General features: G+C 51.3%; 20 protein-coding genes. 16 read left to right on the top strand and 4 right to left on the bottom strand.

From position 1 onward, the window contains the following. The first annotated feature begins 27 nt into the window (after positions 1–27). The 5 genes from JTE88_RS05765 to JTE88_RS05745 all read left to right on the top strand — a co-directional run bounded on the left by JTE88_RS05765 (position 28) and on the right by JTE88_RS05745 (position 6,359). Positions 28–1,428, top strand: coding sequence for an MFS transporter (locus tag JTE88_RS05765; RefSeq protein WP_204423459.1), 1,401 nt, complete (start codon positions 28–30; stop codon positions 1,426–1,428). A 73-nt stretch (positions 1,429–1,501) separates the two neighbouring features. Continuing rightward, a complete protein-coding gene (locus JTE88_RS05760; RefSeq protein WP_204423457.1) occupies positions 1,502–3,934 on the top strand; it encodes a substrate-binding domain-containing protein in 2,433 nt (810 codons plus the stop codon). Further along, entirely contained in the window at positions 3,931–4,920 is a 990-nt protein-coding gene (locus JTE88_RS05755) for an ABC transporter ATP-binding protein (protein ID WP_204423455.1), read from the top strand. Before JTE88_RS05760 ends, JTE88_RS05755 begins: the two co-directional genes overlap by 4 nt. 45 nt (positions 4,921–4,965) lie before the next feature. Further along, a complete protein-coding gene (locus JTE88_RS05750; RefSeq protein WP_204423449.1) occupies positions 4,966–5,985 on the top strand; it encodes a pirin family protein in 1,020 nt (339 codons plus the stop codon). A 29-nt stretch (positions 5,986–6,014) separates the two neighbouring features. Beyond that, positions 6,015–6,359 (top strand): GNAT family N-acetyltransferase, encoded by a 345-nt coding sequence (locus JTE88_RS05745; RefSeq protein ID WP_204423447.1) that lies wholly within the window; start codon positions 6,015–6,017, stop codon positions 6,357–6,359. Between the two features lie 102 nt (positions 6,360–6,461). Here JTE88_RS05745 and JTE88_RS05740 read toward each other — a convergent pair whose 3' ends face one another. After that, a complete protein-coding gene (locus tag JTE88_RS05740) occupies positions 6,462–11,078 on the bottom strand; it encodes a TIGR03773 family transporter-associated surface protein (protein ID WP_204423444.1) in 4,617 nt (1,538 codons plus the stop codon). Between the two features lie 156 nt (positions 11,079–11,234). Here JTE88_RS05740 and nadE point away from each other — a divergent pair, with 156 nt between their 5' ends. Then, positions 11,235–12,062: an ammonia-dependent NAD(+) synthetase gene (nadE, locus tag JTE88_RS05735; protein WP_204423443.1), complete on the top strand. Its 828-nt coding sequence runs from the start codon at positions 11,235–11,237 to the stop codon at positions 12,060–12,062. 16 nt (positions 12,063–12,078) lie between these two features. On the opposite strand, the gene JTE88_RS05730 is transcribed toward nadE, so the two are convergent. Further along, entirely contained in the window at positions 12,079–13,242 is a 1,164-nt protein-coding gene (locus JTE88_RS05730; protein ID WP_204423442.1) for an AI-2E family transporter, read from the bottom strand. Positions 13,243–13,397: 155 nt separating this feature from the next. On the opposite strand from JTE88_RS05730, the gene dhaK reads away from it, so the two are divergent. Then, the gene (gene dhaK / locus JTE88_RS05725; protein ID WP_204423441.1) at positions 13,398–15,131 is read left to right on the top strand and encodes a dihydroxyacetone kinase subunit DhaK; all 1,734 of its coding nucleotides are present in this window, start codon (positions 13,398–13,400) and stop codon (positions 15,129–15,131) included. After that, positions 15,131–15,868 carry a dihydroxyacetone kinase phosphoryl donor subunit DhaM gene (gene dhaM, locus JTE88_RS05720; RefSeq protein ID WP_204423440.1) on the top strand — a complete coding sequence of 246 codons (738 nt, stop codon included), beginning with the start codon at positions 15,131–15,133 and terminating at the stop codon, positions 15,866–15,868. Before dhaK ends, dhaM begins: the two co-directional genes overlap by 1 nt. Positions 15,869–16,041: 173 nt before the next feature. Here the strand turns inward: dhaM and JTE88_RS05715 are convergent, their stop codons facing one another. After that, positions 16,042–17,313, bottom strand: a complete 1,272-nt coding sequence (locus JTE88_RS05715; RefSeq protein ID WP_204423438.1) for an alpha/beta hydrolase — start codon at positions 17,311–17,313, stop codon at positions 16,042–16,044. Positions 17,314–17,433: 120 nt separating this feature from the next. Between JTE88_RS05715 and JTE88_RS05710 the strand changes: the two genes are divergently transcribed. The 4 genes from JTE88_RS05710 to JTE88_RS05695 all read left to right on the top strand — a co-directional run bounded on the left by JTE88_RS05710 (position 17,434) and on the right by JTE88_RS05695 (position 21,756). After that, a complete protein-coding gene (locus JTE88_RS05710) occupies positions 17,434–18,972 on the top strand; it encodes an aspartate:alanine exchanger family transporter (RefSeq protein WP_239519493.1) in 1,539 nt (512 codons plus the stop codon). Between the two features lie 192 nt (positions 18,973–19,164). Then, positions 19,165–19,446 (top strand): HU family DNA-binding protein, encoded by a 282-nt coding sequence (locus JTE88_RS05705; protein ID WP_204423435.1) that lies wholly within the window; start codon positions 19,165–19,167, stop codon positions 19,444–19,446. Positions 19,447–19,606: 160 nt separating this feature from the next. After that, a complete protein-coding gene (locus JTE88_RS05700; protein ID WP_204423433.1) occupies positions 19,607–19,963 on the top strand; it encodes a DUF3039 domain-containing protein in 357 nt (118 codons plus the stop codon). Beyond that, on the top strand, positions 19,960–21,756 hold the full coding sequence (locus JTE88_RS05695; RefSeq protein WP_204423431.1) for a DEAD/DEAH box helicase: 1,797 nt from the start codon (positions 19,960–19,962) through the stop codon (positions 21,754–21,756). Before JTE88_RS05700 ends, JTE88_RS05695 begins: the two co-directional genes overlap by 4 nt. A 184-nt stretch (positions 21,757–21,940) precedes the next feature. On the opposite strand, the gene JTE88_RS05690 is transcribed toward JTE88_RS05695, so the two are convergent. Further along, positions 21,941–23,287, bottom strand: a complete 1,347-nt coding sequence (locus tag JTE88_RS05690; RefSeq protein WP_204423430.1) for a nicotinate phosphoribosyltransferase — start codon at positions 23,285–23,287, stop codon at positions 21,941–21,943. Positions 23,288–23,407: 120 nt separating this feature from the next. Between JTE88_RS05690 and clpS the strand changes: the two genes are divergently transcribed. From clpS to JTE88_RS05670, 4 genes are read left to right on the top strand one after another with little or no spacing between them, the layout of a single operon-like run. Continuing rightward, positions 23,408–23,671 carry an ATP-dependent Clp protease adapter ClpS gene (clpS, locus tag JTE88_RS05685; RefSeq protein ID WP_239519587.1) on the top strand — a complete coding sequence of 88 codons (264 nt, stop codon included), beginning with the start codon at positions 23,408–23,410 and terminating at the stop codon, positions 23,669–23,671. After that, complete coding sequence (locus JTE88_RS05680) at positions 23,671–24,354, top strand: DUF2017 family protein (protein WP_204423423.1); 684 nt, start codon at positions 23,671–23,673, stop codon at positions 24,352–24,354. Before clpS ends, JTE88_RS05680 begins: the two co-directional genes overlap by 1 nt. Before the next feature lie 10 nt (positions 24,355–24,364). After that, positions 24,365–25,225, top strand: coding sequence for a glutamate racemase (gene murI, locus JTE88_RS05675; protein ID WP_204423421.1), 861 nt, complete (start codon positions 24,365–24,367; stop codon positions 25,223–25,225). Beyond that, positions 25,226–26,026, top strand: a complete 801-nt coding sequence (locus JTE88_RS05670) for an MBL fold metallo-hydrolase (RefSeq protein ID WP_204423419.1) — start codon at positions 25,226–25,228, stop codon at positions 26,024–26,026. Positions 26,027–26,078 lie beyond the last annotated feature (52 nt).

Here is a 26,078-nt window from a genome sequence, read left to right as displayed (position 1 = left end):
TTATCAAAGACGATCCTCGGAGGTTTAATGTCTGCGCAATCTCGGCCGCTAGGATTTTTATCGGCCCCACCCAAAGCTGACCCCCTTCCACAAAACAAAGTGGATTCTGTATATAAACGTATGCGGTTCGAAGTATTCATGGGTATCTTTCTTGGATACGCGGGCTTCTACCTCATCCGTAACAATGTCTCACTAGTTGCGGCAATTCTTCAAGAGCACGATCTGATGAACACCGTCGGTATCGGTATTGTTGCCAACGCTGTTCTTTTCGCATATGGCCTCTCCAAATTCTTCATGGCTATGCTCTCGGACCGAGCAAACGCACGGTACTTCCTTCCCCTTGGTTTAGCGCTCTCCGCTGTCATGAATCTGCTCATCGCCTTCGTTCCGGTCTTGTCTGCATCGGTTGGTTTATTTGCCATCGTGATGTTCATTAACGGCTGGTTCCAAGGTATGGGATGGCCACCATCAGGGCGTGTTCTTGTCCACTGGTTCTCGACGAATGAGCGTGGATGGAAAACATCTATCTGGAACTGCGCTCATAACGTTGGTGGTGCTGGAGTCGGCCTCATCGCAGCTTGGGCACTCGGATCTTTCGCAACAGACGAAGCTGATTGGACGCCGGCTTTCTGGGCTCCAGCGATCGTAGCTTTGGTAGTTGCAGTTATTGCTTTCTTCCTCATTCGCGATCGTCCAGAGGCTGTTGGCTTGCCAACAATTGAGGAATACCGCGATGATCCCGCTAAGGTTGAAATCGTCGATACCGAAGGGTTGAGCTGGAAAGACATGCTCTTCAAGCATGTCTTAACTAATCGAGTTATCGTACTTTTGGCAGTCACTAACGTTTTCGTCTACACCTTGCGTTATGGTGTTTTGAATTGGATTCCGGTCTACCTGACCCAGGAGATTCACGGTGTCAATATCAAGGAAGGTATCATCGGTTTCGCTATTTACGAAGGTGCTGGTATTGTCGGAACTCTGCTTTGTGGCTGGGTATCGGATAAAGTCTTCAAGGGATGGCGGTCAGGTGCTGGCCTGCTCTTCTTAGCTGGCGTTGGCGTAGCTATCGCACTGTACTGGCTTATTCCAAACACCGCTCCACTTTGGATCTTCTACGTCCTCATTGGCGTCATCGGGGGCTTGATTTATGGTCCAGTCATGCTGATCGGTTTGCAAGCAATCGATCTTTCGCCGCGTAATGTTGCCGGAACTGCTGCTGGTTTCACCGGCTTGTTTGGATACCTACTCGGTGCAACTTTGGCGTCGTCTGGAGTAGGAATTCTCATTCATTACTTTGGCTGGGATGTTACGTTCGCAGTGCTCTTAGTCGTTGTCGTTCTGTCTTTGATCCTTATGTGGATTGTTGGTAAGGACGAGCGACGTCTCATGGAAGAGCACACTGCTAAAAACCAGGCTAGTGAAAAATAATCATTGTCCTGTGTGCTGATAATAATTGAGGGCTCACCTTTGAGGTGAGCCCTCAATTTTCTATACTGAGAACATGAAATCGCTTTGGGTGCGCACGATGATGCCTCGTCTGATCATAGGTATTTGTGTTGTCCTTATAGTATTCACTGCGTTCGTGTGGAATAAAGAGCTCAACCCAGATGTCATGGTGTTATGCTCGAATAACGAAGTCGCATGCCAAGCTCTTGTAGAGGACTACGTGACTCGAACAGGTCACAGTGCCCAAATGGTTCGGATGCCGACGTCGGAAGCCTTGAGCCACATCCGATCTGAAAAACAACGTTCTGAGTTTGACGTTTGGATAGGCGGACCTGCAGAAGCCTACGTGCTAGCTGAAAGAGAAGGGTTGCTTCTTGAGCATGGCTTAGATACTCAGATGATTCCGGAGTCGATGAAAACTAAAAGCTGGGTGGGAACATACGGCGGAGTTTTGACGTTTTGCGTAGCAAACGGCAAGTCAATTCCACGATCATGGCAAGAGCTGCCTAATTATCCGGATAGATTGGCTCTACCGCTCCCGTTTTCTTCGGGTACTGCGGCAACCATGTTGGGAGTTCTTTATGAACTCAACAAGCCACAATCGTTTTACCGTCGCTTACATGAGGCCACAACTGTTTACACCGCTTCAGGAACCGTACCAGCTGAACTAGTGCATCGGGGCTTGGTAGACGCTGCCGTCACATTCGAGGCATACTGCCCAATCGAGCGTGTGTGGTCTGGCGAACTCATACGAGTTCTACCTTCTGACGGTACCGGATATGAAATTGGTGCCGGAGCCGTCTTAGCGCGCGGACGGACTCAAGCCGGGAAAGATTTCTTGCAATATGCTATTTCTGATTCCGGACAACGGGTGCTTACCCAAGCTGAGGGGCAAAATCCTATATCTTTATACTTACCGAATAATCTTGCTTCACGGTTAACTACTCTTCGTGTCCCGTTATATACGGAAGATCTTGATAGTGGTGCAGATGTTCGCCAACATCTCATGGAAAATTTTGCCACCAACGTCATGTATCCGCATGGCAGTGTGGGGCCGCTTCTGCGATCGTGGGGCTTAGCTTTAGGCGGCGCAATTCCAGCTACCATATTGGGTGCTCTTCTGGCACTTTTTTACCGAACAAATTTCAGGTATCGGCTCGTTATTATTTTTACCGCCTGTGTACCTATTCTCTTCCCCTCGGTGGCAATTGCTGCGGCTTTGACTATTGCACCTATTTCTCTTGACCCGTATACACCTTGGATTTTAGCGGTCAGTTTTGCGCTTTACAGCGTGCCGATTTGCTTCCTCAGTTGTGTTATCGTTACCTCTCGCATCACCCTAGAAAAAATCATGGCTGCAGCTGACTCAGGGAGTTCTTCGTGGAAGGTTGTGCGTAAGCTTTTCTTTCCGCGCATTCTCATCGGTTGTGTCGGTGGGCTAGTGATGGCATCGTTATGGCTAGTCTCAGATAATTCTGCGGGAGCTGTTTATGGCGGAAGAGAGCATTTGTTCATTAATATGGCCCTCAATTCGCTCACAGTCGGTGAACGTGCCCATCAGTTAGCGATACTTACGGGACTCATGGCTATAGCCGGGGCTATCACCTCATGGGGTGTTGCAAAACGTGCTCGATGGGAAACAGGATCTCCGCGATTAACATCAGCTCCAGACGCGCCTCATGAATTCGCCAAACAATTCTGTCACACGTTCTTCGCAGACGTTCGAAAATGGTTACTCACTGTAGAGCTAGTATGGAGCGTCGTCATCCTCTACCTAGTGGCGACGATGATCTTCCACGCTGATTTTTCTGGAGCTCCAACCGATTTCCTTTCACGAATAGGGATTAGGATGGCTGTTTCATTAGCGGTAACTGCAATCGCGGTCGTTGTGGGCTTGTGGCTTGCCATCAACCGTGGCCCGCATATCACCTTGGTGAGATCCGCTATGGTCTTCTTACTCCTTTACGCTCCGATCGGAGTGGGGCTGGTGTTCACACTGGTTTTGCGCAGTTCTATCAAAGTCGCTGGATTTTCTATATTTCCGGCGTTGGTCGGAGGGTATTCTTTGGGTGGTGGAATTATTGCCGTAATACTTGCCTATCTGACTTTAGCGCTACCTTTTTCGTACTTTATTGCCACTGTAACAACCCGAAGATTCTGGCCTCTCGTCCAAGTAGCACGTGATGGTGGTGCGATTAAACCACGAATTCTGGTGTTGATTATGCGACATATGAAAGGTCAGTTGACGGCCCTTGTGGCGATTCTTTTTGGTCTGACCTTGACACAAACAGCAACGCTAGCATTCGTTCAGCCAGCGTATCTTTCGGTATCATCGACTGATTTGATCAGTCTTGCCGAGCATGGGAACCTCGGTGAACTGTTAGCGACGTCGTTACTTATTGGGAGTATCGGTGGTTTGCTAATCGTTTCTGGAAGCGTGATGCTAGTTGTGAGCCAGCGGGGAAGAAAGCGAACCAAAAGAACATGAGTTTATCTCTTAATAACGTGTGTGTTGGCGAAATTCTCGCCAAGATTTCCTTCAGCGTCGACGACGGGGAGGTGGTTGTTATTGTCGGTCCTTCTGGCTCGGGTAAAACAACTTTGCTCCAGGCCATTGCGGGGTTTATTCAGCCGACAGCAGGAAATGTCGTCATTGATAACGAAGATATTATTGCTCTCCCGCCCCAAAGGCGGCCAACTGGGATAATGCTAGAACGTGCCACACTTTTCGATATGAGTGTGCGAGAGAACGTTGAATTTGGTCTCGATGACAGCTCTCTTACGGACAAGCAACGCCATGATATCGCCGATATTGTGATGTCATCGTTGAATATTTCTGGATTAGCTCAAAGGGATTCAGCATCTCTGTCTGGTGGGCAAGCTCAACGTGTTGCGCTCGCCCGAACTCTAGTCCGCCGGCCCCGAGTACTTCTTTTAGATGAGCCTTTAGCACATATTGAATCGACGGTTAGAACAGATATTCACCGAGAGCTATTGAGTCAAGTGCATCGTCTGGGACTATCTGCACTCTATGTCACCCACGACATGACCGACGCTTTCACTGTCGCAGATCGGATCATCGTTCTTGATCAAGGTGAAATTGTGCAAGAAGGGCGGCCCGAAGATCTCTACCTTCGCCCGCGAAACGCTACGGTAGCTAAGCTAATGGGTATTCCGAATATTCTTAGTGCAGCCAACGTTTCACTGATTGCGCCGGATAAAGTATTAGAGCGTTTATCCGGAGAAGTCGTGATTCCACCGTCGATGATCGAGCTTCGGCCCAGTGAAGAACACATGGTATATGGAAGCGTTGGACAAGTGCTTGATTGCGTCTATGTGCGTTCGCATTTTATTGTTTACGTCGAGACGCAAATCGGTACGCTCGTAGCTTGGTCGAAAGATCGGTATGAGATAGGGCAGAGTTGCCGTATCAATGTTTCATACTTGTGGTCGTTCGCTAACACTGAAAGATAGTCAAATTTTCTACCATTTTTTGATCAAACGTGGCACAATGAGGATATGACAAACACCCTAAACGAGCCACCAGTTGTCAGACCAGAACAGACGCCGCACTGTGATGATGGGGCAGCCGTTGAAATTATTACCTCGCGGGAAGTCCCCCTCGGAGGACTTCGAGCAATGACCGTCTACCGAACTTTGCCGCAACGGCAACGTTCGCTCATAGGTGCCTGGTGCTTTGTAGACCATTATGGTCCAGATAATGTGGCAGATACTGGCGGAATGGATGTTGCTCCGCATCCGCACTCCGGCCTGCAAACCGTTTCGTGGCTGTTCGAAGGCAATATTACCCACCATGATTCGGGCGATCATCACGCTGTTGTTAAGCCCGGCGAAGCGAACTTTATGACTGCGGGCAACGGAATTTGCCATTCGGAAGTGTCGACGCAGGACACCACCGTTTTGCACGGGGTTCAGTTGTGGGTGGCGTTGCCGGATAGTGCCCGTCACGGCGAGCGGCGGTTCGACCATTACGTTCCGCCAGTCGTCGCGGTCGACGGCGGTCAGGTGCGAACTTTTATTGGTGGACTTGCTGGTTCGACGTCGCCGGTCCCCACTTATACACCACTGTTAGGCGCTGAGATTCTTGTTGAGCCGCACTCGACGATTGTCCTCGATGTCAATCCGGATTTCGAACATGGCTTGCTCGTTGACTCGGGGGAGATCGACGTCGAAGGCGTCAAGATCGAGCGTACCGAGCTGGCTTATACCGGTATCGGACTAACTCGGTTGCGCATCCGCAATTCAAGTGACACAGTTGCTCGAACAGTGCTTATTGGTGGCGAACCGTTCAACGAACAAATCGTTATGTGGTGGAATTTCCTGGCACGCGATTCGGCCGAACTGCAGGACATGCGTAACGCGTGGGAAGAACACAGTGAGCGTTACGGAAAAACAGAAGGATACATTGGGCACGATCCTCAAGGTCTAGCACGAATCCCAGCTCCAGTTTTGCCAGAGGTGACGATTAAGTCGCGTAACAACCCAGAACCTATTGCGCGTCCAGATGTCCGTTTTTAAGTAATTGAACCAGCTTTGGAAGGAAAATAATGACAGAACAACTAACAGATAAGAATGGCCTAGCAGTAGAAGTTATTGAAGATGAAGACCGGTTTGCGATTCGTTACGACGAATCAGATGTCGCTGGGTTCACCCAGTACGTGGATAATGGAGATGAGCGTATCTTCTTCCATACCGAAGTTCGTCCAGAACTTGGAGGACGAGGATTGGCTGGAACTTTGGTGAAGGTAGCCTTAAACGAGACAGCTGTCGCTGGCAAAACAATTGTTGCCATGTGCCCGATGGTCCGTAAGTGGGTTGGCAAGCATGGCGAAGGCCTTCATTGGCGTGCAGCAACCATGGAAGATCAGCAAGTTGTCATGAAAAGCATGTAACTTTTTGCGTTAGTTTTTATTGAGCAACTAACGCGCTTGCCAAATGCATAAGTGTGGGCCCGGAAAATCCGGGCCCACACTTATGCGCTTAGCTGTGAAGCGTTATGCTCGCTTGAGCTTGCGGCGGTAGATGACGGCAGCGATACCGGCGAGCATGAGCGTTGCCGATAGGGCAGAGGCGTAGAGAGTGCTCTCAACACCGGTCTTTGCCAATCCTGCAGCAGCAAGATCGTTAGCATCTGGTGTACATGGATTGCCATCTGCATCAAGCCATACAGTGGTGGAACCGGCAGCTCCAACCGTTGGGCCGAGATCGAAGTGTCCACTGGTGATTCCCGAACCTTGACCCACATTGAACGTCAGGGTAGTGGTACCAGAGATCTTCTTACCGTCCTTCATTTCGGCTTCCATGGTGATGCCGACCTTGTAGGTTCCTGCCTTGTCGAATACCCAGTTCGGGTGAACGTGGCTATTTGGTTTGAGGGTTACTGAACCGGAGCCCGAGTTACCGTTGCCGGTAAACCACTTTTGGCCAACAACCTTACCAAAATTGCCCGAGGTGTAAACTTCCATCTTTCCAGGGCCGGAGAATGAGGTGAGGGACAATGTTGCAGTGCCCTTCGTCTTTTCCAAGAAGGTTGGGTTTTGGGTGTTAGCACCCACCCATGGGACATTCTCTACTTGGGTAGCAGAGATCATCCAGACCTGGGAGCCAGAACCGATTGAGCCAATTGCTTGGTTCGTCGTGGCTTGACCAGAACCACCGATAGCAAACGTGAGTGACGATGGGTCTACCCACTTGCCTGGTGCCGTGCGGTCGTCCTTTACCTGTGGAAGGAGTGTCTGTTCGCCCTTGCCGCCTTGTTGCTTCGGGAAGCACTTAGCCATTGGCTTGTTTGCCGAGCCTGACCCGCCGGTAGTTGAACCGTTTGTAGCACCAATAGAGGTGGAACCTGCTGAGTTGGAACCAGTCGAGTCTGAGCCACCCTGTGGAGTCTCCGTATGAGAATCCTTAGCTTGCGGCTGCTGAGTGTTTTGACCAGAGATCTGCTCAGTAACCTTGCCAAGAGCGACAGTTTCATCCCCAACTAACCATGTGTAGGTCACTGGCGCTGATTCAACCTGTGGTCCGCCATTGACAGGTGTGGCAACAGCCTTGACTTCCATCTCGTAGATTCCTGGCTTGGAGAATAGCCAGTTGGTGTGGACGTGAGCTGGTGCTGCCTGACGAATAGTTGATCCATCAGTGAGCTCATAAGAGTTCGAGGTCAGCGTTGGGGCCACCCCACCGGTACGACCATTGGAGAAGAGGAAGACCTTTCCATCCTTTGGGGTAACGACCTTTGTGAACATAATGTCGGTCGAACCAAAGTCTGGCTTAACACCAGTGGTATCCCAGCCAGGGAAGAGGAGAGTATCTTGGCTATTTCCAGCTTGATCGAGATAGTAACCACTTGTCGGAAGTTCAGCTGGCATTCCACCAGGAAGCTGAGCAAGCGCATTATTCTTTACGCGCCAGTATACATCAGCTGGATTACGTAGCTGAAGTTCGCCATGCGAATCATCTTTGGCAGTTACCGATAGTTGTCCGTCTTTGGCAATGACGTTAAACAGATCGATGTGACCGTTGCTGATTTCAATACGTGGCTTTGCTTTGCCTGCACCTGGTTTGAGAGCGCCAGCATTCGGGATGACGCCATTTGGATACTTTGGTTTGATCTCAAACATCATGACTGCAAGCTCATTACCATCTTTCGCGGTGACGATAATTTCATGTAGTCCAGGTGCTTGTGGCACAGTGACGCGTGCGGAAGCAATACCGTTCATGCCGGCCACGACGTTTTTTGCGAGAAGCTGCGGCTCGGAATGAAGGTAGAAATCTACCGCGCTGCCCGGGGTCAGACCGCGGGCTTGAATAGTGATGGTTTCGCCTTCGGTCGCAACGAGCTTTCCGGACGCCAGAGAAACATGCGGCTTTGGAGCTGTTGGCTTTGAATCACCAGAGGGAGCGCCATCTGCGTTGTTGCCTGCTGTATCTTCGTTGCTACCGTTTGCGTTGGTGTCATTGCTGTCGGCGTCATTTGAATCTTCAGGTAGCTTATCGGTATCACCGACGAACCAACGGTAAGTAGCGACATTGGAGAGTGCTGGTTCGCCACCATCGGTTGGAATTGCGCGCGCTTGAACTTCCATTGAGTATTCGCCTGGCTTGGTGAACACCCAGTTGGTGTGGACATGGCTAGGCGTTTCTTGATGAATAGTTGAGCCATTTTCCATCTGGTATTTACCAGAAGTGAATGCGGGTTCGATACCACCGGTCCGTTTGAAGTTGAACAGGAATACCTTTCCGGGGCCTTTGACCTTCTTAATGATGATGTCAGTTGGCCCAAATGTTGGCTTAACGCCGTACGTATCCCATCCAGGGAAGAGGATTTCTTGTTGGCTCATGCCACCAGCATCGAGGTAGTATCCGCGTTGAGCGATATCTCCCTTAATACGGTCAGGAAGATCGCCAAGTGCATTGTTGTGGATGCGCAAGGAGATGTCTGCTGGGTTGCGAAGAATTTCCTCATTGGTGGATCCGTCTTTTGCGACTAGCAGAAGTTTCCCCTCATGTGCAATAGCAGTGAAGAGGTCAAGGTGCCCGTGATCTATGATGACTTGCTCGTGAGTTTCTACGAAATCTCGAACTGCCTTATCAGCTTCAGTGTTACTGGAACTGCCAGAGTCACTACCGCTGTCTTTGTCGGTATCGAGGTTTTCTCCTGGGAGGAGCGGATGCGAGTCATTTTCGACGACGGTGAAGAAAACATTTGTTTCTTGATTTTTCGTGCCGAACTTGTTTAATGCAAGGAGGTATTTTCCAGGCTTAAGCGTTGCTGGCAAGGTGGCGCTAGCTGAGATAGTTCCGTTGTTATCGCTAGAGACTTCTTCGGTAAGCGTTGTCGGTTCGGATTTGGTCATCGGCATTGCGATCAACGTAAACTTCTTGTTCGCAGGAAGATTCGTTGCCTTGTACGCAATCTTGTCGCCGGCGTGGATAGCTGGCGATGAGGAGATAATCTTTAATTCCGCCCAACCTGAGTCGTCATCGGACTCATCGGTGTCGGCAGGCTGGTCAGTGTTGGCTGAATCGCCGTCGTGCTCGGTTTCATCCGCATCCACGTCGCCAGATGCTTGCACTTCTTCTTCGTTTTTATCAATCTTCCAGTGATAATCGACTGGTTCAGAAGTTACTTTTTTGCCATCTCGGGTGGTCGCAACAACTTGGGCCTTGAAATCATAGTTTCCCGACTTCGTGAAAATCCACAAACCGTGGGTGTGGCCAATAACCGGAAGTTCTGCGCCTTCGGTCAGGTATGGGCTTTTGGTGCTCAATACTGGATTAAGCGAGTAGTCCATAAGCGGAGTTCCGGCCAGTACGATCTTTCCTGGGCCTTTGATAGAAAGGAACTTTACGGCAACATTCTTGTAGCCGTGGCCGGAGAAGTTGTCAACTGACCAGCCTGGCGAAAATGGATCGAGTCCTGGAAGCTTTCGATTGGTGTGGTATCCAGCGCCTTCTTTGAACGTGCCGTTCATATCGATTTTCTCGTAAAAGTCTTTTGATAGATGGAAGGTGACGCTGCTTGGCTTGCGCAAGGCTCCTTTGTAAGAGGTGAAGTTTTCGCGGACGACTAGGCGTGGCTTTGGTCCATCGGTGAGGATGAAGAAGCCATCAGTGTGTCCAGAATTAAGTGTGATGGGCTGGTCAAGAATGTCCCGGTCGGTAATTTTTTCGGTGTTGTCGATGACGGCGTCGTCTTCGTCATCGTCTTCTTCACCCCAATCATCGTCGTCTTCGTCATCGGTGGAATCCGGAGAAACAGGTTGTGCGATAGCATCTTCGGATTCGTCAGTCGGCAAGTCTTCATCTACTTGATCATCGGAATCTGCATCTGGAGTTGAGGATGCTGAAGGGGAGTCCTCATCGCTTTTGCTAACGTTGAAGGTCGTGGTGAATGTTTCTGAGGCGACGGTTTGTCCCTCCGGAGTTACGCCAACTGCGTGACCAGTGATTTTGTAAGTGCCAGCAGCGGTGAAAAACCAGTGCGCGTGCTGGTGGCCGAAAACTGGCAAGCTGACACCTGGCTCGACGTAGTAGGTGCCGCCAGGGATACCCTGAACCGTGTAGTCTTCACGCGCTGCTTTGGCGGTTTCCTCATTTTCTAATTGCTCAATGAAATCATTAACTTTTTCCAAATTGTTCGACGGTACGAGGAAGGTCCCTAACGGGTCTCCTTCCTTAAAGCTATTTCCGACAAGGGCTACTGAGCCCGGCCCGTCAACGCGCTCAAAGTCAATGCGCATCGAACGAAACCCGTTCTCACGGTATGCTGGAGCGGACCAGCCAGGTTCGAAGTATTCTTCTAAATCCCAGCTGTTGGTGTAGTAGCCGACTGCGCCGCGATTGAGGAATGACATCTCATCGGAATAATCGCCGTAGGCTAGTGAGGAGATGTTGAATTGTACGTTGTTCGGGTCGTATTTGTCGTTGGAGAGTCCGTGATTGACTAAGACCTTGAGTTCCCCGCCCGTCGAATCGATATAGAACGCGTCGGTGTGTCCATTTTCAAAAGTAATGGTCGGTTCCGAGGCGTACGCGGGAATAGTGATCATACTCAGTAGCAATGCGGAGACTGCCGAGTATATCGCTAGGCGTAGTTTCGCTAATTTCATGTAGCGGTTTCCTGTCTAACTTGTTCAGTAGATGTGAATTTCTAAGTATCCCAATGGCAAGTTTGATACAATCCAACCTTATTGTGAATGATAACTATTCTCAACTGGTGAGATTACATTTACGTCACACAGACGATATGTAGGTAGAGTTAGATTATGAATAAAAATTTGCAACACCACATCATCACTACACTCGGTGTCAGGCCAACTATCGATCCGGTCATTGAGGTTGAACAACGCGTGAAGTTCTTGTGTGACTACGCCAAAGCTACGCACACTCAAGGCTTTGTTTTAGGTATTTCCGGCGGTGTAGATTCCACCCTCGCTGGACGTCTAGCGCAGCTTGCAGCTGAACGGTTACGCGAACAAGGAGCCCAAGCCCAATTCATCGCAGTGCGCCTACCCTACGGCATCCAAGCTGACGAAAGTGATGCTACGGCGGCCGTTGAGTGGATCAAGCCAGATTGCTCCGTCACCATCAATATCAAAGAAGCTACCCAAGCAATGCGTGGCGCCTACGAAACCGGGCTCGGCGAACCGATCACTGATTTCAACAAAGGTAACGTTAAGGCCCGTATGCGAATGATTGCCCAATTTGCCATCGCCGGCGACCATCAACTACTGGTTATCGGAACCGACCACGCGGCAGAAAATATCACCGGTTTCTTCACAAAATTCGGCGACGGAGCGGCCGATATTTTGCCGTTAGCCGGGCTCAACAAGCGCCAGGTACGTCAACTGGCTCGCCACCTCGGAGCGCCCCAGCACCTATGGGAAAAAGTCCCGACTGCTGATCTACTCGATAACAACCCAGGGCGAACAGATGAAGACGAATTAGGGATTCGATACGACCAGATAGATGATTATTTGGAAGGGAAAGAAATACCTGCTGATATCGTCGCCAAACTAGAACAACGCTGGACACGTGCACAGCACAAGCGCGTCACGCCAGTAGGGCCAAATGACATATGGTGGCGTTCCTAAACAGGCATGCTGAACCTTAAGACGTTGCGCTTTCCAACTCTGGAATGCGCAACGTCTTATATACAGACCACACGATAGCGATGAGCGGAATCGCGATCACTGCACCAATCAATCCGGCAGAGAAGCCACCAGCGGCTACACCCACAGCAACGACTACCGGATGGACTGAAACTTTCTTCCCCATAATCAGTGGCTGCAAGAGATGACCTTCGATCTGGCCGATAGCAGCGATGCCGATGCCGACGATAATAAACATCGTTAAACCATCAGAAGCCAAGCCAACAAACATGGCCACCAGCATCGCCGTCGGTGCGCCCACCAGCGGAATGAACGTACCGAGCATCACCAACACAGCCAGCGGAGCGGCCAGAGGTAAATCCAAGAACCACAAGAAAATAAACGACAATCCGCCATTCGTGACCGCAATAATAACTGTGCCGGCAGCGTAGCCAGAAAAAGCCTCCCAGCCAGCACGCGCACCCTTATCGATACGCTCTTGCTTGCACTTGGGGAGAAGATCGAGGAACCACTGCCACATTGAATTTCCTGACGCGAGCAAGAAAATCGTGACAAAAATAGCCAGAGCAACCACCGTGAAAATGACCGCAACTTGGCTAGCATTTGATAACACTGTCTGTGCGATATCACCAACGTGATCTTGAGCGTATTGCGAGCCCTGGCGTAATGCGTTTGTGACGACGTCGAGTACTTCTGAGCGGTGGACTTTAAACGGGAGTGAGCCATCGGTCAACATCTCAATAATATTATTGACACCGTTTGAGAATTGGCTCGCAAGACCATTCCATTCATTGACAACGGAAGAGACAACGTAGGTGATAAGTCCACCAAAAACTGCAAATCCGCCAATAATCGCCAAAGCGGTCGCCAGCGCCCGGTGCATAACAAGGCTCAACCAGTCCACGATTGGCAACAGCACCGCAGTGAGCACACAAGCTAAGAAAATACCGAGGAAAACCTGATAGATAGAGCTCAAAAGATAGACAACAGTGGCAATAACGATCCCAACGCCGATTAATGACCACGCGCCAATACCGTATTTGACCAGCGAATGGGGGATACCTGAATTACGTGCACCAGGTTGGGCCACAATCGAATCCCACGCTCGCTCGGTGGAAGTGCCTGGCTCAAGAAAATGTGGAGAGCTCGTACGCCTAGCCATCTGCATTCCTTCGTCGATATGAAAAGATCTATCACTTCTAGACTATCGCTACTTTTACGCTCTTGCCGATAAGCACACCACGACACTTGCTCCACACACCAGACTAAGGAAGAATGAAAGCTGCATCACATAGTCTCAAAGGGGAGAAGTACAGCATGAAAAAGTTCATCAACGATCCAACAGAAGTAGTCGATGAGGCGCTAGCCGGAATGGCACTCGCGCACCCTGAACTGCGTATAGACAAGGCAACTCGCGTCATCTTCCGAGCAGGGAAACCAACCCAAAAAGTCGCACTGATTTCTGGTGGCGGATCAGGCCACGAACCACTCCATGGTGGCTTCGTTGGCCCAGGAATGCTCGATGCTGCAGTAGCTGGCGAAATATTCACCTCCCCAACCCCGGATCAAGTCTTTGCCGCTATCAAAGGTTCGGATGGCGGTAAAGGCACCCTGCTCATCATTAAAAACTATACCGGTGACGTCCTGAACTTCCAGATGGCTGCCGAACTAGCTCAAGGCGAAGGCATCGACGTCGAATACGTTGTTGTCAACGACGACGTTGCCGTCGAAGACTCCTCCTTCACCGCAGGACGACGCGGGGTAGGACTCACCGTCCTGCTCGAAAAAATCGTTGGCGCCGCGGCTGAAGAAGGCCAAGACCTTGCCAGCGTCAAAGAACTCTCCAATAAGGTCATCGCCACCGGTCGCTCTATGGGTGTAGCCCTAACCTCAGTAACGCTCCCTGCAGTCGGAAAACCATCATTCGACCTACCTGAAACCGATATTGAAATGGGCGTCGGAATCCACGGCGAACCCGGCCGGCGTCGAACCACCATGATGAGCGCACGTGAGATCGCCACCGAACTCGTCGACGCTATCACCGCAGACCTCGACTTCACCGACTCCCCAGCAATCGTCATGCTCAATGGCATGGGGGCAACCCCGCTCATCGAGCTCTACCTCATGTACAACGAAGTCGAACAGCTCCTCGCTGAGCGCGGAGTTAAGACTGTGCGAAACCTCGTCGGCAACTACATCACCTCAATCGATATGGCCGGATGCTCACTCACCGTCCTGAAAGCCGACGAGGAAATCCTGCGTCTGTGGGACGCACCTGTCGCCACACCAGCCCTCACTTATGGCGGAAACGTTGCCACCCAACAAACTGTGGAAGAAACTGTGCAGGCAACCAGTGCCGTAATAACGGATGCGTCATCGACCACCGTTGCCCCCGAACATCGCCAACGTGAAGAAACCGGAACCGGCATTACCCTAGCGATGGTTCGGCAGTGGCTCGAAATAGCAGCCCAAAAAATGCAAGAAAACAAAGAGCACCTCACCGAACTCGACGCAGCAATCGGAGACGCCGACCACGGCGGAAATATCGCTCGTGGTATGACCGTTGCTGTAGAAAAGCTCGCTAGCTCTGATCCTGATTCGTTCGCAGAGATTGGCAAAACTGCCGGAGTGGCACTCGTCTCGAGCGTTGGGGGAGCATCCGGGCCACTCTATGGCACCTTCTTTCTGCGCTTTGGCCAAGAAATTGGCGACGTCGATGAAATCGATGTTGCTACCTTGGCTGCGGCTTTTCGCGCTGGTGTTGACGGCGTACGCTCGCGAGGCAAGGCAGACGCTGGAGATAAGACGATGCTTGATGTGTTGATTCCAGTAGCAAACACCCTGGAGGCCTATGTTGATGCGCAGCTTTCGGATGCGATGAGTGCCGCCCGCCAAGCTGCATTTACTGGGCGCGACGAGACTGTCAATATGATTGCGCAAAAAGGTCGAGCATCGTATTTAGGCGAGCGTTCCCAAGGACATATGGATCCAGGGGCGGCGTCGGCAGCCTTGCTCGTTGACGCCCTTGGTATCGCTGTTTTAGGAGAATAATGAGTGTTGGAATTGTCGTCGTTTCTCATTCACCTGCGCTAGCACAAGCTGCAGTTGATTTTGCTTTGCAAATGGTGCCAGAAAAGAAAATCAATGTGGCGGTAGCTGCTGGCACAGATGATGGCTCATTTGGCACTGATGCGATGGCCATCATGTCCGCAATCGAGTCGGTGAACACCGGCGCCGGTGTCGTGGTATTCACCGATTTAGGTTCGGCAGTGCTCTCCACTGATGTGGCACTGGAATTCCTTGGCCAGCCCGATGACGTTGTCATGGCCGATGCACCATTTGTTGAGGGGCTACTCGCGGCAATGGTCAGTGCTAATGGAGGCAAAGGACTTGCTGAGGTGCTCAAGCAAGCCCGTGGTGCGTACCAAGCCAAAGCTACCCAGATCCAGCAATATGGCGCGGGCAGTGAAGCAGAAGAATCCGTCGAACGCAACGTTGCTGATACATCGGGTGGCGTAGAAGGCGTGGTACGCACAGTCATGATTGCCAACCCTATGGGATTGCATGCCCGTCCAGCTGCGCAGGTAGCCGATCTCGCCGGTAAGTTCGCGGCTGACGTCACGATCGCGTTTGATGGCGGAACTGCCGATGCAGCGTCGTTACTAGATATTGCTGCACTCGGTGTGCGAGGACAGGATGAAGTTGAGCTGAGTGCTACCGGTAGCGACGCCGAACAAGCAGTGGAGGCCATCGCTGAGCTGATCGCAACCGGCTTCGGAGAAAGCTGAGTCGCGCGATCGGCGTTGCCCGTGCAATCTTCGTCTGTGCAGTCGTCGTCGAATGTGCAGCGCGATGTGCGCAACGTTCGCACCGCGGGCAACCATCGTGGTCTGCGCTCGCTAATGCGCACTAAACCATAACGATAAGGGTGAGGTTCTCAATTCGCGTCTCACCCTTATCGTTATTGGAGTTTTCCTTGTTTAGCTGCTTCTTCGAAGGTTTGCTGGAAGCCGCGCCGCCATGTGCCATACCCGTGGTTGCCGGGAATAATACGCGAATCAACATCCATGCCTACCTCCTTGGCAAGGCCAGACAATAGGCGTTGGGCACGGCGGGCACGCACATCGCTATCGCCACTCAAAAAGACCGCAGTGATGCCACGGAATCGCTGATCACCGTCGGCAATTGCTTGTCGGAAAATATGTTCCGGATTGACTGCCTGGAAGGCTTGTTCATCGCCGTTGAAAAGCGTATCGACGGTTTCTTCATGGTTGCGTAGTTCCGGAGCCTCATACCCGGAGAGATTAATGAAAGCGCCGTATGCTGAAGGATTGTTAGCAACGACTTGGAGTGCACAGGTACCGCCGTAGCTCAGGCCGGCAAGCGTCCAATGCGACTGGTGAGGATCTACTCGGAGTCGTTCCTTGATTAATGGTGGAACATCGTGCCCGAGATAGGTTTGCATTTTGATATCGGGTCCGTCAACACATGCGGGGTCTCCGGCCCATGAACCGGTGGCATCGACTGATACGACGATCGGTGAAATTCCGTCGTGGTCACGTTGATAGCGATCTGCCGGTATGGCGGCATCACCTACTGCAAACCAGCGTTGAGGTGATCCGGGATTGCCATGAAGTAGGACAACGACGGGGAGATCTATCGCTGGATGGGTCCAGTAAGCAGGCGGGACGTATGCCCAAGCGTCACGTGCGTCGAAACCTGACTCGGTACCTTTTAGCGGGATTGTGACCAGTGCACCGATGTCGCGCGAACCATTTGTTGGGGGCGTTTTCCGGTCTAAGAATTGCTGGTAGGACATTTCTTCGGTGATGTGATGGGGAAAGAAAGAACCTATTGAGGCGTATTCTTCATAGGTGAGGTTCGCAACCAAATACGTATTGGCACTTCCGACGATAGCCAATAGCGCAAGGACGATACGCCGACCGCGTATCGTGAACATGCCGATGATAGCGGCCAATGGCACAAAGACAGCAATGAAGATCTGCCAAGGAACAAGGCCGGGGAATGGTGCGGGCCAGACGAAGAAATATCCCCAGCCCATGAGTGCTCCGACCAAACCAACAATAGTCGCACTAAATCTCGGCAAACGTGATCTATTGCTCGTCTTGTATAGCGTGAGAACGCACACGGCACCAATTAGCCCAATCGTCACGGCATAAATAATAAACGTAGGAATAGTGCCGATCAGAGCAAGAGAATCAAGAAAGTCCATAGTCGAATCATCTCAAAAATCCTTGGTAAAGTTTATTTGTACCACTCATAACACAATGTGGCGCTGAGCGCTTTTTCGAAAGGTCGCAGTGTGACTGCTCTATTTCTAGAATCACCGTTAATGACAGTATTTTTTGTTGTCGCGTTGGGTGCGATTGTGGGCCTGATTCCATTTGGCCCGCTACGTTTAGGAGCCGCCGGCGCCTTGTTTGTGGGTTTAGCTATCGGCAATGCAGTGCCTGAAGTTGCCGACTCGATGGGGATGATTAAAAGCCTCGGACTAGCACTGTTCGTTTATACGGTTGGCTTGAGTGCTGGACAAACATTCTTCGCTGATCTGGTACGTCAATCTAAACTCATGATCGCCTCTATCGGGGTTTTGATCATGGGTGCGCTAACAGCGATTATCGGCGGAATGTTACTCGGGTTTGATCACGACTTTTCTGTCGGTATTTTCGCTGGTTCGACGACGAACACCCCTGCCTTGGCAGCTGCTACCTCAGCAGTTGGTAACCAAGTCCCAGCGGTGGGGTATTCGTTGGCCTATCCGATGGGCGTGATTTTCGGAATTATTTTTGTTTCTTTGGTAGTTGCTCGTAATTGGCCGGGGAAGAACGATACCGAATCGCTCGCTGGCAAACAGCTTTCCGCTGTTACGGCAAATGTGGAACGTAAAATTGAATTACGCCAAGTGCCGGGCTGGCACGAAGAGCGCATTCGCATGTCGTATCTACGTCGAGGCGACGATCAGCGCGTGGTTAGCCCTGGCGAGGTGTTGCTACCTGGTGATCGTGTTGTCGTCGTGGGTTTGCCTGATGACGTTAATGTCGCAGTCGATTCTGTGGGATCGGAAGTAGACGAACACCTTGCTGATGACCGGTCTATTGTGGGCTTCCGGAGCTTCGTTGTTTCTTCCAAAAACCTGGCGGGCCGATCGATTGCCTCATTGAATCTTCCAGCGAATTTCGGCGCCATGATTACCCGAGTCAATCGTGGCGATTTAGAGCTTTTAGCAGCAGATGATCTTCGACTCGAATTGGGAGACCGGATCGCAGTTGTTTATCCTCGCGATGAGGAAGCGGCTATCGAGGATTATTTTGGCAATTCGCAACGGAAAATTTCCGAGGTAGACGCCGTTGGCATGGGTATCGGACTAGTTGTCGGCTTGCTTGTTGGGTTGATTGAAATCTCCTTGCCAGGTGGTACCACATTCAGTTTGGGCGCAGCAGCCGGACCGCTACTGGTCGGAATGGTCCTTGGTAACTTGCATCGGACCGGACCACTCGTGTGGCAGTTACCGTTGTCAGCCAATCTCACGATTCGTCAGCTGGGCTTGCTGTTGTTCTTAGCCGCGGTTGGTATCGCTTCAGGACCTGCTTTCGTAGATACTGCTTTTACTGCTAAAGGTGTACAAGGCGGCTTGCTGGGAGCTCTTATTGCAATCATCGTCGTTGGCTTGGCTGGTTTAGCAGGTAAGTTACTCGGATTATCGGCTCAACGTACGGCGGGCGCGATGGCAGGAATTTTGGGTCAGCCTGCGATCTTGGCCTTTGCTTCGTCGAAGGTGACTGACGAGCGCATTGAAAGCGGATATGCGGCACTCTTTGCTCTGGGAATGATTGCCAAGATTTTGTTGGTCTCGTTGATTTTAATGTTCTGATCTCGCGCTTGACGAATAAGAGATAGTGTTACTGATGTGACAAATGTGGTAAATAGTGCTCGCTGATAGTGATTTTTTCTATCATTTTTGCGCAACACGCGTGAAAATTCGAGTTTTTGGCTTAATATCAGCTAAATTTTTAGGTAGCGGCTAAACAGCCCGTTCGAACCACTTCGATTTGGAGGAAGAACTATGTCCCTCAACCGTACTGAACTTATTGCAAAGATTGCAGAAGAAGCTGGCATCACCAAGACTGATGCTGACAAGGCTATCTCCGCTCTTCAGACTGTTCTCGTTGACTCATTGGCAAAGGGCGAAGCAGTGAAGATCACTGGTCTGATGTCCGTTGAGCGCACCGAGCGTGCAGCACGCAAGGGTCGCAACCCACGCACTGGCGAAGAGATTAAGATTCCAGCTGGTTACGGCGTGAAGATCTCCGCTGGCTCAACCTTGAAGAAGGCTGTTGCTAAGTGAACAATTGCTAAATAATTAGCGAGTTTTAATAACGAGCAGTACGGAGGTACTGCTCGTTATTTTGTTATTTGCCAGTATTTTCAGGTATTTGATTCAACATACGGGATAGCTCACGCACTGTGAATGAGACTTTGTGGGAGGTGCGTCCTAGACTAAAAGTATGTCTATTTCAGATCCATACTCAGCACCGGAACAGCCTGGCGCTCCAGAAGCTCCAAGTCTAAATCCTTCGTCAACAACGGCTGTTTTAGAAAAAACTGAGGAGCAAAAAGCTCCTGGAGATGATGAACGTTTCGCACACTACGTGCGTAAAGATCGCATCACCCAGTCCGCAGTTGAAGGCGGACCCGTCGTTGCATTGTGTGGCAAAGTGTGGACTCCTGTTCGGAACCCCGATAAGTATCCCGTTTGCCCTACTTGTAAAGCTATATACGAGCAGATGGGCAATATAGGTAGCGGCTGGCCATTCGGTCCGAACGTTCCTGGACAAGGCGGTAACGGCGGAGGTGGCCAATGAGTCCTGAGCTGAAAGGCTCAGCACACTCCCCGCACTCTGCGTCAGTATCTGCTGCAGAAAATCTCTCCCCAGTATTTCCTCGGCGAGCTGCGTGGGGAACTGCCGGATCGTTGCGTGCGTGGCAGGCTGCTGCATTGGAACAGTTCCTTGAAACTATGCCGCAAGATTTTCTGGCGGTAGCAACACCGGGTGCTGGAAAAACAACATTTGCTTTGCGTGTAGCTACGGAATTGATGTCTCGCAAGATTATTAACGAGGTCGTCGTCGTTGCACCAACCGAACATCTCAAGTACCAGTGGGCCGAAGCCGGAGCTCGAGTTGGCTTGCAGCTAGATCCTGATTTCGCCAATTCGAATATCGGTCTTGGGGCATCCTTTAATGGTGCCTGTGTGACCTACGCTCAGGTAGCGCGTGCGCCGATGTTCCACCGGCAACGCATCGCCTCGCGGAAGACTTTGGTGATTCTCGACGAGGTCCATCATGGTGGCGACAACCTCTCGTGGGGGGATGCCATTCGAGCCGCCTTTTCGGTAGCTAAGCATCGGTTGAGCTTAACGGGTACGCCATTTCGTTCGGATACCTCCTCGATTCCGTTCGTCACGTATGAGTCAGATGAGGAAGGCGTTTACCGCTCCAAAGCGGATTACACGTATGGTTACGCTGAAGCTTTACGTGACTTTGTTGTCCGTCCGGTGATGTTTATGTCCTACACCGGAAGTATGCAGTGGCAAACTAAGCACGGCGAGGTAATGGAGGCAACTCTTGGTGAGCCGCTCACCAAAGATATGGTCGCGCAAGCGTGGCGTACTGCGCTTGATCCAAGTGGCGAATGGATCCAAGCAGTACTTAAGGCCGCTGATGAACGGCTGAGCGTGGTTCGCCGTAGTGTTCCAGATGCTGGTGGATTGGTTATTGCAACCGATCATAAAACCGCCAAAGCATACGCTGGACTTCTAGATAAAATCACTGGCGAAAAAACAACTGTGGTGCTCTCGGATGACAACACTGCCTCCGACAAGATCGCACAGTTTTCTGCCGGTACTAGCCGCTGGATGGTGGCAGTGCGAATGGTATCCGAAGGTGTTGACGTCCCGCGGCTTTGCGTAGGTGTTTACGCGACGTCTGCCTCTACGCCACTATTTTTCGCTCAAGCTATTGGGCGTTTCGTCCGTTCGCGTAAACGTGGCGAAACTGCTTCAGTGTTCCTGCCGTCTGTACCGCGTTTGTTAGGGTTAGCAGGAGAACTGGAGGCCCAGCGAGACCATGCGCTGAATCGACCGGCCTCAGATGAAGAACAGCAAGGTTGGGATGATGAATCCTTAGCTGAGGCTAACCAGGAAGAAAAGGCTTCTGACGATCTTGAAGGTCCTGGCTATCGAGCACTTTCTGCCGCCGCCACTTTCGACAAGGTGGTTTTTGACGGTGACGATTTTGGATCGTGGGCTGAAGTAGGATCGGATGAAGAAGCAGACTTTCTCGGAATTCCTGGTTTACTTGAACCCGATGACGTTGCTACATTGTTGCGCCAACACCAGCAAGATCAACAAAGCAAAGCAGCTAAGCGTCCGGCGACTGGGCCTGCACCGGTGATGAACTCCCGCCGCCGTCGAGAAAAACGTCAGGAACTATCGAAAATTGTGGCGGCATATTCGGCAAAAACTGGCAGGGCACACGCTCTTATTCATACCGATCTGCGCAATGCGTGTGGTGGGCCAGAAGTAGCACGTGCCTCGCTCGAAGAAATAGAAGCCCGGATTGCGCAACTCCAACGCTGGTTCGTGGGAAGGAAATAGTTTCCTCGTCCAATGCCTACTGTTCGGCCGCCTGCTGATGTTCCGGATTGGCGGATAATGACACGTGGGACTCGTATGCGCACTATCGTTCTGTATGGCGCTATTCTGTTGTATGAATGAGGCCCATAATCCAGAGGAATCTCGATTACGGGCCTCAGAACGAGTCAGCGAATATCGACACTAGTTAGCGAATGTCAACGAACTCAGTCGGCAGTGCAGGTTCACCTTCAGACAACCGCCAAGCGCTATATGGCAACGCGGCCCGAGAAGAACGATGGCGTTCAGCAGCCCGACCAAGAGCTGACGAATTCATGAACTCCTCGGCAATTTTGCCGTTAGAAACAAGCTGAACTTGGAGTGGGCGAGCACCTTGTTCCTTTAAGTACTCAATACCTTCGTCAAAGTTATCAACCGTGACAATAACATCAGCAGTAGCCCGGCCAGTCACATCCGTCTTTCGGCCAGCAACTTTAAGACCACCACGTGAAATCTTTGACTCCGAACGCTTATTAACCCCAATCCACGCATCAGTTTCATTATCCCTGCGAGCAACCAGCTTATAGACCAGCTGAGCGGTCGGGTGGCCAGAACCAGTTACGAGCTTGGTGCCCACCCCATAAGAATCAACCGGAGCGGCATTCAACGCCGCAATTGCGTATTCGTCCAAATCGGAAGTAACGGTGATCTTCGTCGTCGTCGCGCCGAGCTCATCTAGCTGAGCTCGAACCTGGAAAGCTTGTGCAACTAAGTCGCCAGAATCGATACGTACCGCCCCAAGTTCGCCCCCGGCTTCACGAGCTGCCGCTACAGCCTTCTCAACACCAGTAGGAATATTGTAGGTGTCAACCAAAAGTGTGGTGTTTGGGCCAAGAGTGCGAATCTGAGCACGGAAAGCTTCATCTTCATCGTCGTGTAAAAGAGTGAACGAATGAGCCGCAGTGCCAATGGTTGAAATACCGTATCGGCGCCCGGCTTCCAAATCCGACGTACCGACGAAGCCGCCAATCACTGCTGCACGAGCAGCAGCAACCGCACTATATTCATGGGTACGGCGCGCGCCCATCTCCAAGCATGGACGATCATGCGCAGCAATTGTGACACGCGAAGCCGCCGTAGCCACTGCCGAATCGTAGTTAAGAATCGACAAAACAAGAGTTTCGAGCACCACACACTCCGCAAACGTGCCCACCACGGTTAACAGCGGAGCGTAGGGGAAGTAGCATTCGCCTTCAGCGTATCCGTAAATATCGCCAGTAAACTTCCAATTTTTTAAAAACTCGATTGTGCGCTCGCCAACGATGTTAGCCTCGCGTAGATACTGGAGTTCCTCTTCACCAAAGTGGAAATCTTCTAACGCCTCTAAAATGCGGCCAGTACCCGCGACCACACCGTATCGGCGCTGTCCAGGAAGGCGACGGCCAAAAACTTCAAAAACGCTGGGCATTTCAGCACGACCAGTTTCGAAAGCTGACTCGATCATGGTCAGTTCGTACATGTCCGTTAACAGTGCGGTGCTTAAAGAATGATTCATAGTTTAACCGTAAGACGATAACGAGCAAAAAGCTACCAGATTTCCTGTGTTTTCTCCCTCTGCTCAATCGCGTAGACTAAGAGGGTGTCTAAGTCTGTTTCTGATTCGCATACCGTCCCACTGTCGCAAGAGACTTCCGAAACCGTTGTTGAGCGTCAGTGGCACACAGTTGTGCATAATGACCCGGTAAATCTCATGACTTACGTACAGTGGGTTTTCGAGAGCTATTTCGGGATGACCCCCACTGTTGCACGTGCCCGAATGCTGGTTGTACACCGCGATGGTAGGGCAGTGGTTGCTACCGGCGGGCGCGAATCTATGGAACGTCACGTCCAGGCGATGCATGCCTATGGCATCCATGCAACCTTAGAGCAGGAGGGCTAATGCGAGCATTTATGTCCGTACGCGGTGGTTATGAGGCGCAGCTTGATGACGAAGAACGTGCCATGATTCGCGGGTTGGCGTCCGACGTCGTCATTATTCTTGGTTCGCATGTGGATCGGGAGCTTGAGCGGCGTGAGCGTATAACCGAAGATCCTTTTGCGGCGTTTGAAGACCAGTTTGAGGCGATCGAGAAGCGTGTTGAGGATGAGGACGCTGAGACACATACGGATTTTGTTCCAGATTTGCCGGTTGATGATGCGCTTGAACGTCTGTTACCGGATATGAGTGAAGATCCCGAACTTGCTGCCGAATTACGCGCGATTACTGAAGAGAGCGTTGCAGCAGCGAAAATTGACCATTTGGTGACGATGTACGAAACATTGGCTGCGATACCAGATGGGATTATGGACGTAACTATCACGAATGAGGCCGCGCCTGTGTGGTTGGCTGGAATGAACGATATTCGTATGGTGCTATCGATGCGGTTAGAAATTTCCGACGACGAAGATGCGGCACGTATCTATGAACGCGCCGGTATTTTCACGGGGTCGTCATCGCGCGATGGATCTAACCTTCCGCCGATTGAAACTGAAGAAGATATGCTCGCTGTTCTTTACGCCATGGTGACCTGGTGGCAAGAGTCACTGATAAGCGCGGTCCGACATAAGGCTTTGCGCAGGTAAAATAACTACCATGAACAATGCGCGTAACGATGCCCCGATTGGTGTCTTCGATTCAGGAGTCGGAGGCTTAACTGTTGCGCGCGCTATTATCGATCAGCTGCCCAACGAGTCAGTAACATATGTGGGGGATACGGCCAACTGTCCCTACGGCCCGCGGCCAATCGCGCAGGTACGTGAGTTAGCATTGAATGTGATGGATCAGCTGGTCGCAGACGGCGTTAAAATGCTGGTTATTGCGTGTAATTCTGCATCTGCGGCAGTGCTTCATGATGCTCGTGAGCGTTACACAACGAAATTGGGGATTCCGGTTATTGAAGTAATTCGGCCAGCAGCTCGATCTGCTTTGCGGGCTACACGTAATGGGAAGATTGGTGTGATCGCCACCCAGGCAACTGTACAATCGGGCGCCTACGAAGATGCACTTTTGACTGTTCCTGATATCGAGGTAGTTTCGGCTCCGGCGCCACGTTTTGTGGAATTTGCTGAAGCAGGTATTACCACTGGCAGTGAGTTGATTGCTACTGCTCGGGAGTATCTCGAGCCGATTAAGTCTGCTGGGGTGGACACTCTGGTTTTGGGTTGTACCCACTATCCGTTCTTATCGGGTGCTATCGGCTATGTGATGGGTGAAGATGTACTGCTAGTTTCCTCAGCCGAAGAAACAGCGAAAGACGTTTACCGTGCGTTAACTGAAGAAAATATACTCCGGTCCAGTGACGCTGGAAAACCGGTTTATCAATTTAATGTGACCGGGGAGAGTGATTCTTTCCAGGTGCTTGCACGCAGGTTCTTGGGACCAAAAGTTGCCCATGTCTCGCATGTAGATGTTCCACGGATCGATTCTCGTACGAGTACACAGGAGAAGCTTTAAGTGAAACTGACAATTATTGGTTGTTCTGGTTCGATGTCTGGAAAAGACTCTCCGGCGTCGTCATATTTAATCCAGGCTACGGGGAAAGACGAAACTGGTTTTGAGCGTCTTTTTTCTATTGTGTGCGATTTTGGCCCGGGAGCTATGGGACATCTGATGCGCTATGCGGATCCGGCGATGGTTGATGCGATGTTCTTATCGCATTTCCATGCAGACCACTGTGCGGATATGGTGGGGATGCAAGTATATCGACGCTGGTATCCCGAAGGGGCCCTACCGCAGATCCCAGTCTATTCACCTGGTGATGGAGCGGCGCGCACTCGCGGGCTTTCAGCCGATGACCCAGCTGAAACCTATGAAACTGAGTTTGATTTTCAACAGCTTGTGCCGGGTTCGCTTGTGCGAGTTGGTCCGTTGACCGTTGAAGCGTTTGCCGCTAACCATACGGTCCCGACTTTATCGTTACGGATTTCTGGCCCGTCGGAAGAGCCTGATCTAGATCGTGAGGTCGTGCTTACCTATACCGGAGATACCGATACAGTGGCGAGCGTCGTTGAAGCCGAACGCAATGCCGATCTCGTTCTTTCTGAGGCAGCGTTTGAAGAAGGCCGCGATACTGTGCGCGGAGTTCATTTAACTGGCTTGCGCGCGGGGCAGATGGCGGCTGAAGCTGGCGCTGCGCGTTTGGTGTTGACGCATCTTCAACCGTGGACGAACGCGGAGAAGAACTTAGCTGACGCGCGCAGTGTTTTTACAGGCGAGGTTCATGTGGCTCAAGCTGGAGCGGTCTTCACGATTTAGTAGATAGTTTGTGATCGGTATTTGAGGTCCGACGTTGCCTTTGCTTTATTGA

Origin of the sequence: Arcanobacterium phocisimile (genome assembly GCF_016904675.1) — a bacterium.
Taxonomy (GTDB): domain Bacteria; phylum Actinomycetota; class Actinomycetes; order Actinomycetales; family Actinomycetaceae; genus Arcanobacterium; species Arcanobacterium phocisimile.
The sequence above is the reverse complement of the archived record's forward strand: the minus strand, read 5'-3'. Positions and strand labels throughout refer to the sequence as shown.